Source organism: Verrucomicrobiia bacterium, from assembly GCA_036268055.1.
GTDB lineage: Bacteria > Verrucomicrobiota > Verrucomicrobiia > Limisphaerales > Pedosphaeraceae > DATAUW01.
Map to the genome: position 1 here is coordinate 41,906 of DATAUW010000021.1, position 11,813 is coordinate 53,718.

At 52.9% G+C, this 11,813-nt stretch carries 8 protein-coding genes; 6 read left to right on the forward strand and 2 right to left on the reverse strand.

Annotated features, from left to right (window positions below):
- The first annotated feature begins 421 nt into the window (after positions 1–421).
- The 6 genes from VH413_14640 to VH413_14665 all read left to right on the forward strand — a co-directional run bounded on the left by VH413_14640 (position 422) and on the right by VH413_14665 (position 9,995).
- Positions 422–4,507 carry an autotransporter-associated beta strand repeat-containing protein gene (locus VH413_14640; GenBank protein HEX3799928.1) on the forward strand — a complete coding sequence of 1,362 codons (4,086 nt, stop codon included), beginning with the start codon at positions 422–424 and terminating at the stop codon, positions 4,505–4,507.
- 184 nt (positions 4,508–4,691) lie between these two features.
- On the forward strand, positions 4,692–5,501 hold the full coding sequence (locus VH413_14645) for a prepilin-type N-terminal cleavage/methylation domain-containing protein (GenBank protein ID HEX3799929.1): 810 nt from the start codon (positions 4,692–4,694) through the stop codon (positions 5,499–5,501).
- Between the two features lie 122 nt (positions 5,502–5,623).
- On the forward strand, positions 5,624–7,063 hold the full coding sequence (locus VH413_14650; GenBank protein HEX3799930.1) for a Gfo/Idh/MocA family oxidoreductase: 1,440 nt from the start codon (positions 5,624–5,626) through the stop codon (positions 7,061–7,063).
- 271 nt (positions 7,064–7,334) lie between these two features.
- A complete protein-coding gene (locus VH413_14655) occupies positions 7,335–7,544 on the forward strand; it encodes an RHS repeat domain-containing protein (GenBank protein HEX3799931.1) in 210 nt (69 codons plus the stop codon).
- Between the two features lie 610 nt (positions 7,545–8,154).
- A complete protein-coding gene (locus tag VH413_14660) occupies positions 8,155–8,631 on the forward strand; it encodes a hypothetical protein (GenBank protein ID HEX3799932.1) in 477 nt (158 codons plus the stop codon).
- A 1,004-nt stretch (positions 8,632–9,635) separates the two neighbouring features.
- Entirely contained in the window at positions 9,636–9,995 is a 360-nt protein-coding gene (locus VH413_14665; GenBank protein HEX3799933.1) for a hypothetical protein, read from the forward strand.
- A 375-nt stretch (positions 9,996–10,370) separates the two neighbouring features.
- Here VH413_14665 and VH413_14670 read toward each other — a convergent pair whose 3' ends face one another.
- Together VH413_14670 and VH413_14675 are read right to left on the reverse strand one after the other, a co-directional pair.
- On the reverse strand, positions 10,371–10,745 hold the full coding sequence (locus VH413_14670; GenBank protein HEX3799934.1) for a Dabb family protein: 375 nt from the start codon (positions 10,743–10,745) through the stop codon (positions 10,371–10,373).
- Between the two features lie 86 nt (positions 10,746–10,831).
- Positions 10,832–11,617, reverse strand: a complete 786-nt coding sequence (locus VH413_14675; protein ID HEX3799935.1) for a type II secretion system protein — start codon at positions 11,615–11,617, stop codon at positions 10,832–10,834.
- Positions 11,618–11,813 lie beyond the last annotated feature (196 nt).

The window sequence follows — 11,813 nt, forward strand, 5'->3', positions numbered from 1 at the left end:
ACCCTCTCTTCCCCTTCAGGCCCGGTTACCACCACGTGACTTGAATCATTTAAGTGATTGTAGCGCAGTATGTGATGGTTGATTTACGGTTGTATTTATTAGCAACCAGGAAGGTGGGCGTATCCCCACTTTCGGGGATGGTCGGGCAAAAAATTCATTCGCAAATGGGGATGGTGGGGCAGAACGAAGCTAAGTATTCTCACGTCCAGAACTACCTGAAAGACCCATGCGGCGCATTATTGCGACGATTAATTGTACGAATTGCATAAACACCAAATAACTCGAACTGCGCACCACCGTCCAATCAACCACCACTCTTACAACACGCATGAACACACCATCCCACTTAAAACAAAACATACCGCCAGCCGGTGGTCCTGATCAGCCTTCGTTTCTATTTCTCAAACTTTTTTTGGAACGCATGAAACGACTCAATTATTTTTCTTCAGCCGCATTTTATTTACTGGCGGTGGCCGCACTGTTTTCGACGTTTGACGTTTCAGCGGCGCAGTTGACGTGGGATGCGGGAAATACCACTGACGGCGCGGCAATCGAGGCCGGAAGCGGTGCCTGGGACACGAGCACAACCAACTCGAACTGGAATCTCAGCGGCACGAACACATTTTGGACGCAGACCGCCACGACCACGCCCCTTAATGGCGCGACGTTCGGCGGCGTGGATGGGACGAACGGCACCTATCAAATCGTCGTAGATCAAGGGCAGGTAAGCGCCACGAACCTCACCATCAGCGCCAACGGATATGTGTTTTCCGGGTCGCCAATTTTTGTGAATGGCGCCGGGAGCAAAAATAATTTTGTAATCACCGACGGCAAGAGCGTGGTATTCAGCAACAACATCACCGGAAGCGGCAACTGTGAATATCTTTTGGGAAGCAACGGCGCTCCGGCATCAGTGACGATCCTGGGCAATGTGACCGGTTTTACGCCGACCTTCAGCAGCACCAATGGAAGTATCCTTTATCTCGCCGGGACCAACAGTGCGTCAATCGGAAATATTTTGGCGGACGTTCGGCAGACTAATGGCATTTACAATTCGGGTTCCGCTTTTGTTATTGGAAGAAACGGCGGCAGTCTAACGCAGCCCTCCAATGCGACCGGCTCGTTCACCATTGATGGCCCGGCGACAGTTTTGAACCATACCAGCGATTTTATTTATCTTGGCCGCCAGTTGGGCAACGGCAACACACCCTGGAATGCCACGCTCACCATCCAGAACGGGGCGACGGTGAACTATCAGATCAATGCCAACAACAATAACCTGGGTCTCGCCTTGCCCCGGGTCGGCTCCAGTGGAGCCAACTGCAAGTCTCAGGTATTTATGAATGGCGGCACGTTGAACATGGGACCTGGCACCGAGTCTCCCCAATTAGCGCGGCCGATTTTTCTCTCGAACGGTGGCTCTGCGGTGGGGCAGAGCGACATTGTGGTCCAGTCAGGTGGTGTGATTAATGCCTGGAGCGGAATCCAGATCGGCGGCACCGGAACCTACAATGGCGGAACTGCGGCTTACACCAATTCCGGCGGCTTTCTGTATCTTGGCTCGATCGGCGGTGGCGGTGGATTCCGGTATGGCGCTTTGGTTCCTCCAACCAACTTTGTTTCATTATCCGGCGGCACGCTGGGTGCGTTGCAGAACTGGTTTTCGTCCGTTCCCATGATTCTTGACGGTAATAATGGGAATATTACGTTCCAAACCGCGGACTCCTTCGGCGATGCTTTTAATATTTCATTGTCGGGAAATCTGACGGGGCCTGGAGGCTTGAATAAAACCGGCGCAGGTATCTTGACCTTGACGGGCACGAACAACTATGCCGGTTCGACCGTGGTCAGCAACGGAATTTTGGTGATCCCCACCGCCAACTCTCCCGTCAACGGCGCAGTGGTCCTGGATGGAAGTTCAGCCGGTTCCGGACTGCCTCTGGTTTCAAACATCGTTTCCAGTGTGGGCCAAACCTGGACCATTACCAACCTGACATTTAGTTCCGGCACGCCGACGCTATCTTTTGAATTTGGCAGTCTCACACCCAGCACGGCCACGGCGGCGATCACGGACAATGGAGATCTCGCGTTCACCGTCATGCCGAACATCGTGATTGACGGCACCGCGCTCGCGATCGGCGATTATCCGCTCATTCGATATACCGGGACGCTTTCCGGCGAGCCACCGACCGCACCCTCGCAAATGCCCGGCAATGTCACGGCAACGATTGTCAATAACACGAGTGCCAGGACGATTGTTCTGCATGTGACCAGCGGACCTGTGCCAAGCCTGCTTTGGAAAGTGGGCAACGGCTTCTGGGATTTCACGTCGCCTAATTGGCTGCCATCCGGCAGCGTCACTGCCACCGATTATCAAGACGGCGAACCGGTTCAATTCGACGACACGGCCTCCGGAACTTCGCCGATTACCGTGACGCTAAATACCACGGTCAATCCTTCAAGCATAACCGCGATCAACGCCACCAAGAGTTACATCATCTCCGGCACTGGCGCGATTGGCGGTTCCACCGGCCTGTCTGTATCGGGAACCGGTGGATTGACGCTTGCAACCAGCAATACTTACACCGGCGGCACCACAGTCACCGGTCCAGGGCGGCTGAACATCAACTATGGCGGCGACGGCGCGTCGGATTCCGCCATTGGTTCCGGAACGCTGACTCTCAACACCGGCGCGAAACTCGACAACACCAGCGGTCACTCCGTCGTTTTGAATACGGCGTCTCCGATCGCGATGAATTGGAACGACGACTGGACTTTTTTGGGCACGTCCAACCTGGATCTTGGTTTCGGAACGGTGACATTGGGCAATGTCAATGTGGTATTGACGGTTGTTTCCAATACCCTGACGGTGAATAACCAGATCGCGGATAACGGACAGGGGTTCGCCTTGACCAAGCAGGGCAACGGCGCACTGACACTTTCCAATGCGAACAATTATTTCTCGGGTGGCCTAGACCTTGAAAATGGCACGTTGAATTTCAATGCGGATTCGGCTGGCCAGGGACCATTGACCATTGGCGGCGGCGTGCTGGACAACACCAGCGGCGGCGACGTCTTACTGACGTCGCCCAGCAAGCTGGATCTGCAGGCCAACTTCACCTTCAATGGCACCGGGAATTTGAACCTGGGAGGAGAGCAGACGACGATTGGCGGGGCTCCGCAAATAATTACGCTCAACGGGACCGGCGCTTTGGAAACCGATGGCGCTTTCCTGGGGGGCAATCGCGCCACCACTGTGATGGGCACCGGCCAATGGATCATTGGCGGCACTCAGAATAACAGCGGCCTTGGGCTGACCATCAATGGTGGCACCGTTTACTTTAACAAATCGGGTGGCAACTCGGTTGGCGGCGGCAATCCGGTAGTGATCAATACCAATGGAAGTGTGGTGATTTTGAACCCCACCTTTACACAGATTGGGACAACCACCCCAATGACTTTGGGCGGCGGCTTATTTGACATAAATGGCGATACGGAAACGATCACCACGCTGACTTTTAACGGCGGCATATTTAAGGACAGCGCGGACAACGCCACGGCAGAATTGACCACGAGCACGAGTTTTGTCCTCGGGGCCAGTAATTGCGTCATCGAAGTGGATGGAACGAACGGTATCCTCGACATTCCCGGAGGAATCAGTGGCACCGGCTCCTTTATCAAAACGGGCCCTGGCCAGCTCGTGCTTCTGGGAACCAACACCTATACCGGTTCGACCACCATCAGCAACGGCACCATCGCCTTATCAGGCGTGGCGGCTTTCACGGGTTCTTCGATTGTGCTGGCGACCACCAACGCGGTCATTGATGTCAGCGCCGCTTACGATACGAACGGCAACGCTACCGACGAACTGGTATTGACAAGTGGCCAGACGTTAAGCGGTATCGGCAACATCAACGGCAGCCTGACGAACTCACCCGGATCCACAATCCTTCCGGGCACGCCATCGTCGGTCGGCACACTTTTTGTGACGAACGATGTCAATGTGGGCGGGGCTTTGACCCTCAATGTCAATCGCACCAACACGCAGACCAGCAGTTCGCTGGTTTCGGTGACGGGAACCGCCAGTTATTCAGGCGTCCTCAACGTCACCAATGTCGGCCCGACCCTGCATGTGAACGATAAATTCCAGTTGTTCCCCTCAGCGGTCACGACTTTCAGCGGGGTTAATATCGCCACCACTGATGCCGGTGGATTGGTTTATACGTGGCAAAACAATGTGGCGATTGACGGCTCCATCAAAGTGCTCACGGTCGTCAATCCGGTGAACACAAATCCCGCGCCGATCGGCGTGCTTCGGGTTGGAAATACATTGACGCTCTCGTGGCCGACGAACCAACTCGGCTGGCGGTTGGAGTCCCAAACCAATTCGATGGGTGTGGGAATCACAACCAACTGGCTCACGGTGCCCGGCTCGGCGAGCGTAACTTCCACAAACTTCACCATCGGTACCAGCAGCAATGTGTTTTTCCGGCTGGTTTACCCATAGGAAAAATATTTGGCGGCGGTCAGGAAATGATCGCCGCCATTTTGCAGGCTCATGCGGTGACACGGGGATGTTTGGGTTGAGCATCCCCGTGTAACCATCGCGAAAAAATAAAGATTTAAATTTCAGATTCAACCAGCGGTAAAAATATTTAACCTGATTACGGAGAGGTAACATGATATTTCAATTGAATCGCGGTCACGAAAATCTTCAGACAAACAGGGATTTAAATTTAAATCGGTTGGCAGGCAGGGAACGGGCGAGAGTGGTTGCGGGGGCGTTCACGCTCATCGAATTGTTGGTGGTGATTGCCATCATTGCCATCCTTGCGGGACTGCTGCTGCCGGCGCTGGCAAAGGCCAAGCAAAAAGCTCTCAAGACGCAGTGTCTCAATGACGTGAAGCAGATTTCCCTGGGCTTTCTGCTCTACGTGGATGATTATGCCGGTATCATGCCAGCCGATGCTTCACGCGGCGCCGGCTGGCACACGGAAGACTGGATTTACTGGAATGGCCAGCCCTTTGCCAACGGCCAGATAGCAAGGGAAATAAGGACGGCAAATTCGACGAACATTTTCCGTTGCCCCATGGACAAGGACAATTCGGGACGGAAAGACAACCAGTCAACCTACTATTATAGCTATTCCGTAAATGGACAGGATTCCGGCAGCTCCACAACCAGCGGCATGGCTTCATCCTGGAATGGCACCACCGGCAACGGTTGGCTTCCTTACCGGTTCTCCAGTGTGGTCAACCCGTCCGCGAAAATCATGCTGGCAGAGGAGCCGACCAAGACAACCCCGGATGAAGAGCCCGTAGGTTGGACCGCAGACGTCATTGTGGATGGCCGTTGGGAGCCGGGCACTACCGTGGGCGCGAGTGACACTATTACAGTGCGACATTCCGGAAAAGGGAATATCGGTTTTGCCGATGGACATTCCGAGACGGAAGATGCGCTTTTTGCGATCCAACAAAGCCACATTGACCCTTCCTACTAATATATCCAAACGCCCAATCCTTCGGCAGGTTGCTACGGAGCAAAATTTTCTGACCGCAACTTAGCCAAAATTTCTTTTACACAATTAAAATCGTATCTCTTGAATCTTAAGTCGTACTTATCATGAAAGCACATTTGAACCGCCGTTCCTTTATCAAACGCACCGCAGTAGCCGCAGGTGCGGCGTCCGCAGCAGGCATTTTTCCAGTCAACCTCCTTGCCCAAGGCCGCCATGCCGCGGGCGATAAACTGAATTGCGTCCAAATTGGCGCGGGCGAACGCGGCTTTCAGGAGCACATTCAAAAACAGGCGATCGGCAGGCTTTCCCAGAACCTTTATGCGGTGGTGGATCCCGATGAAAAAAAACACGCCGCGGTGCGCGCGTGGCTTCAGCGGAGCCATTTGGACCCGTCGAAGACGCAGTTCTTCACCGATTATCGAGAGATGTTCGACAAGTGCGGCAGCAACCTTGATGCTGCATTCGTCGCCGCGCCGAATCATCACCATGCCACGGCATCCGCGATGGCGTTGAATCACGGTATCAGTGTCTATTGTGAAAAGCCGCTCTGCCATGATGTCGCCGAGGCGCGGATGTTGCGCAGGCTGGCCGCCAAATATCCCAAACTCGCGACTCAAATGGGCAACCAGGGCCATTGCGAAGAGGGCTACCGCAAATTGTGTGAGTATGTTTGGGCGGGCGCGATCGGCAACATCACCGAAACGCATAGCTGGACCGATCGCTCCAACGGTGGGGTCGGGCCGCGTCCGCCGGTTTTGCCGGTGCCGGAAGGCATGCGGTGGGATTCATGGATCGGCCCCGCGGCCTATCGTGATTATCATTCCGATCTGCATCCGCACGAATGGCATGGATGGTATGATTTTGGGAATGGCTCCATTGGCAACATGGGCTGCCATGTCCTGGATGGGGTTTATTGGGCGCTCAAGCTGGAGCATCCCGACAGCATTGAACTGGAGCAGGTGCGCGGGGGCACGGATGAACGGTATCCGACCGGCAGCCGGGTGCGGTGGGATTTCCCGGCGCGCGGGGAGATGCCGCCGGTCAAAGTTTATTGGTACGAAGGGCTGAACCCAAACACGACCGCAAATTCAAATGGCATCATGCGCACCGCTGGCGGTTCCGCCCGCAACCTGCCGCCGCTTTATTTTGAATTGCAGAAACAATATCCCGACGAAGAGTTCGGCAGTAATGGGACCATTTACGTTGGCGAGAAGGGTTATTTGTACACCGGGACTTATGGCGAGCAGATGCACCTCGTTCCGCGGGAAAAAATGGTTTCGACACCGAGTCCCGCAAAGACACTCGCGCGCCCGAAAGATTCGTTCACGGACTTCATCAATGCGGTCCGTGAAGGCCGCGCGAACACGGCGATACCTTTTGAATACGGCGCGCAACTGACTGAGTTTGTCCTGCTCGCAAACCTTGCCATGCACGCCGGCTTGCATAATAAAGTCGAGTGGGACGGGCCTGGCATGAAGGTTAAAAATATTCCGGCCTTGAACGACTGGGTGCAGCGCGATCATCGTAAGGAATGGCGCGTTTGAACGGGGTGGAATGGAGAATGGGCATTGATTTCGTTGAGGGAATACGTTCTCAATGTTCACAGTGACTTCGGTCGAAGTCGGCGGAGCTGTAAGCGCCTCGCGCTCGTGCTTGCTTCTGAAGCCCGCCGCTAATTGGTTTCCTTGGATTAGACGTTCGCTTCGCGATTTGTGGTCTCGGCGATGAACGTGACCAAAGGAAGCAAACTCGCCTATGTCAAACTGAACGGTCAAACGCCTTGCCAATTCCCCGCTGGTGGCAAATATTGTGTTTGTGCAGAACGGCACAACACGGATGACAACTTTCAAGCAATACGACAACTTGAACCGGCTGACTTCCATCCTCAGTTCCAATGCCTCGTCGGTGATTGACGAGCATAATTACAATTACAATCAGGCGAAGCAGCGCACCAGTGTGACCAATGCGGATGGAACGTATTGGGTGTATCAATACGATGCTTTGGGCCAGGTAACCGGGAGTTAAGCATTGGGGAGATGGCAGTGCGGTGGCCGGGCAGCAGTTTGGATATGCGTTTGAAATTTGAAGGAAGGATGCTCGATGGGTTCAGTTTGCGATTAAACCGCAAAAAACGGAATGCTATTAAACATAGCTTGCTATATGTTTTTATAACAATGTTCACGATTGTAGCTTATATCGGACTTTGGTTTGCTTCTGTTTTTATGATGCTGTTACCTTTTGACATTTTGGCAAACACGCGGATAAGGCCGCACTCAATTAGCTATTGGATTTGGGCTATGTTGTTTTTATCGGTTGATTTTATCTGGATCATTTTTTTGACTACTCGTAATGTTTATCTTTTTAAGTATCAGAACAAAATTAATTTGGATTTCGTTGTGTCCGAATTGGGATCATTAATGGCATTAGCGTGGTTGATATATCTTTTATGGAATGGCGAAACTCCTCTTCAATAAAAATTAGAATTTGATACGCCTGCCTTGGCACGGATGATGCAAATTAAAGAATCGCGTTTGGACGGTTTCTCTACTTCAAACACGGCACAAAGAAGCAAAGCTCGCCCGCGTCAAACTGAACAGTCAAACGTCTTGCCAATTCCCCGCTGGTGGCAAATATTGTGTTGCGCAAAAGCGGCACTGTGTTGAGCTTTAGCTGTTGGCTATTTGTTTCTTCCGCAATGAACATAGAAGATGTTTTAGAAGAAAAATTGAAGGGCGAGACGCGCTTCACTTCAGCCAAGGCCGATCTTGATATTCTGGCCCCGGAACATTTTGTATCCATGGTGCGGGGTAAGACAGACGTAAAAAATACGGGAATCACGCGAGAGTGCAGAGTAGAAATTTTTACCAGAACTGCGGCTAAGGTTCTAAGCCTATCCGGCGTGTTTGGATGTCGTGGCGCCGGATGGCTTGACTCGTGCGAAGTCGTCTTACTCAACACGGGAAATCGCACTCTGGTTTGGAAGCGTAAAGGAAGACAAGGGGATATCTTCATTGATGGAAGAAAGGCAGGAAGAATCGAGTTTGGATGGTCTTTTACGGCACGCATACATAGGTTCTGCGTCGGTATGGTTAGCAGGACAGCCATTTTGTAGGGTGGTTTTGCCATTTTTCGGCCCCGCGTGTCCCCAACCCCATGACTGCACAGGGCATTTCATACTCGCAAATGACCGGCAAACGATAAAGTTTGTGATAAATCCCAAAGACCCAAACGGTTCCAATATCTCGCTGAAATCGGGACTCGCCTGGGGTTTGGCTAGATTGCGCGGGCACAACTTGCCTGTTCCTTCGCGATCTCAGCCTGGTTTGACGATACCAGATGACGGAACCATTTTTTATTCCTCCGACAAGGGGGTTTTGGCCCGGCTTTCAGAAGAGCAACGCCTAATACTTCTCAGTTTTGCGGTCTGGCCATGGTCTCTTAACAAGGGGATTGGAATATAGTGTGGTTGTGCGGTTAGCATCCGCCGGTTGCGTTTTCGAAGTCAGCCTGATCGCAAGCGTCGCCTACTTCGTGCTGGCTCCCTGGGCACTGATTGGTTTGTCTGTACGAGACGATCTCTTCGCGATTTGTGGTTTCGGCGATGAAGGCGACACGAGGAAGCAAAGCGCGTCTGCATCAACTAACAGTCAAACGCCTTGCTAATTTTCCGCTGGTGGCAAATATTGTTTTGCGCAGGGCGGCACGACTGGATGACAACTTTCAAGCAATACGGTAACTTGAACCGGCTGACTTCCCGGTATGGCAATTATTTTAGGGCGCAGGTTTCCATCACCAACGGCAGCGGCCTGGTCTGGCAGACGCTGAGGAATCTGACGGTCTTAAACGAAGGAACTAATTACACGATCCTGACGAATGTTGCCGGAGATGTGTATGTGTCGCATACAGGAGTGTCCTGTGAACTCGTTCGTCCCTCGAAGGGATCAGGCCAGCAAGACTACTCGTCTCCTATCCCATGAATAGCCACACTTTGGAAGATCCGATCAAGGTAAATGGGCATTACAAAAATATGCCCGCATCGCTATCATTCTCACGGTTTGTTTTTGACGAGTTGCATCCCTAGTTGACTGCGCAGTGGCGGTGTCGGCGTGCGATTATATGTTTAGCTCAAACATCTGTTTGGGGCTCGACGAGGTAAGCCGGTTTATCGCTGGAATCGAAAAGCTGATCCAATGCAATAGTGGCACGGCGAACCTTTATGGCTACTCTCAGGAGAGCAAGATTTCAATTATGGCGTTGGAAGATGCGCCTGGTGAGATGATTGTTGGAGGCGTGATTGCTATCCAACCTGGATGGCCTGATGACGAGATTTATCCAGCTGGCCGCGTTCCAATCGGTCAGAACGCTTCTGGTATGATATTCTCGTTTGGCGGTTTTCAGACAGACCAATCATACCTTCACGACGTCTTGGTGTCGTTCAGATTGCTTGCACGAGACCTCGCGGCGACACGCAAATAGAACTCGTACAAGCAACCAGAGCCCGCGGGGACTAAGGAAAATTAAACGCTGGAACCGTTGGGCTTCCCAAGCCCGCCTGCGTCAAACTGAATGACCAAGCGTCCTGCACGCCTTGTGGCATTGTGCGGGTTAACTCGGAAGGGCTGGGGAGATGTTTCACTCTGCTCCTTCGGTCCGAACTTCGGTTATGGCTGCGACCGCTCAGGCAAGCGCCGAAAATTGGGTTGGGTTGTCTTGCCGAGAATGAGTTGTTAAAGCAGCGCGACTTCGCGGCAGGCAAACTGAGCAATCAATATTTTCAGTGCGCGAATGGGGGATTGCGCGGGATCGTGGTGGCAATGCGCGCGATTGTGGGGTTAATTCGACCGAAAGGCGTCAGTTGGTGACGTCGAAGGTGGTGCTTTGTTCGCGGATGGGGAGATAAAGTTTGTACCATTCTTTTTGGGCGTCGCTGTCGGTGTAGGCTTTGAGCGCGTCTTCGTCTTTGAATTCCACGGCGATGACGTTGGTCTTTTTTACTTTGGCTTCGGCGAGGTTTTGGACTTTGAGCGATTTGGTCCAGACGCGGAGAATGCCCGGGTATTGGCTCGGCAATTTTTGCGCGCCATCGAGGACGGCCTGGATTTGCGCGGGCGTGGCGTCAGCCTTGAAGCCAACCGTGATGAAGTGAATGACGGATTTGGGGGCGTCGGCAAAAGCGTTCGTGGCGATCAATCCGAAGGCGAGGGCTAAGGTCAGGAGTGTTTTCATGGGCTGAGAAGAATGGGTAAAATGTTTTTGGTGCGTGTTGATTCGGCGACGATTATTGGCTGGGCGGGAGGAAGTTGTCAAGGCGGTCACCAATAGAGATAATTCGGGTCGGGCAACGGGAAGCCCGCATAGAGCGGCGTAGTGGATGGGAACGTAAAATATTCCACGTGGCCGTCTGCGTAGAGCATGTTAAACCGGCGCTGGCCTTTGTAGTTGTGCCACCACGAACTTGAATCGGCATTGAGATTGTACGATTGATTTTCCCATTCCCAATCTCCCTGGATGACCTTATTGCCCGAGTTGCGCGCGATCTGGCTTGCAGTGATCGGCGTTGCCGTGCCGGCGTAAAAAGACAGCGTGTCCACGGTGATATGCTGGACGCGCCAAGCATCTACGTCATGCTCCGGGCAATAACTGTTGCCATACTCCAGGAAACAATTTTTTGCCATGTAATTGGCGTCGCCTTTATCGGCGGGGCATTGCCACGCGTTCACCGCGGGAACATATTTATTCAACGGGCGATTGTTATAATCATTCGTGATGCCGAAGGACGCGCCCACCGAAGCATCGAGTGAAAAAGTGCCTTGCTGTCCACCCGCCGCGCCCCAGCCGCGAATGCGCGGGTAAGTGTCCGCGTTGTCGCTCACGTACATCGCCCAGCCCAGCCCGATCTGATGTTGGTTGCTGGAACATTGGACCCGCTTGGCGTTGGCCTTCGCGCGCGCCAGGGTAGGCAGGAGCAACCCGGCCAGAATGGCGATGATGGCGATGACCACGAGTAACTCGATCAACGTGAACGCCGAGTTAGTGTAAGCACGAAGCTGCAGGCGAAGCGTTTCCGCGAAAGATTTTCGCAAGTAAAGCGTTTTCATCGTGCGACGACCATGGTGGTTCGTTTCAAGCTGCGTTATTCGGAACTTCATCGGCCAAACGTGTTGGTACTGCGGGCGGCCAATCTTGTACTCCTCCATAAAAAAAATCACTAAAAAACATTCGTGATAATTAAACCCATCCAAGTCCCAGGTAATTACAGTAACTCAGCAAGGACTTAGTAACTCGCTTTTGACG

Coding starts and splice junctions, on each gene's coding strand:
- VH413_14640 (HEX3799928.1), top strand. CDS start 422: ATGAAACGACTCAATTATTTTTCTTCAGCCGCATTTTATTTACTGGCG.
- VH413_14650 (HEX3799930.1), top strand. CDS start 5,624: ATGAAAGCACATTTGAACCGCCGTTCCTTTATCAAACGCACCGCAGTA.
- VH413_14670 (HEX3799934.1), bottom strand. CDS start 10,745: ATGAAAACACTCCTGACCTTAGCCCTCGCCTTCGGATTGATCGCCACG.
- VH413_14675 (HEX3799935.1), bottom strand. CDS start 11,617: ATGAAAACGCTTTACTTGCGAAAATCTTTCGCGGAAACGCTTCGCCTG.
- VH413_14665 (HEX3799933.1), top strand. CDS start 9,636: ATGTTTAGCTCAAACATCTGTTTGGGGCTCGACGAGGTAAGCCGGTTT.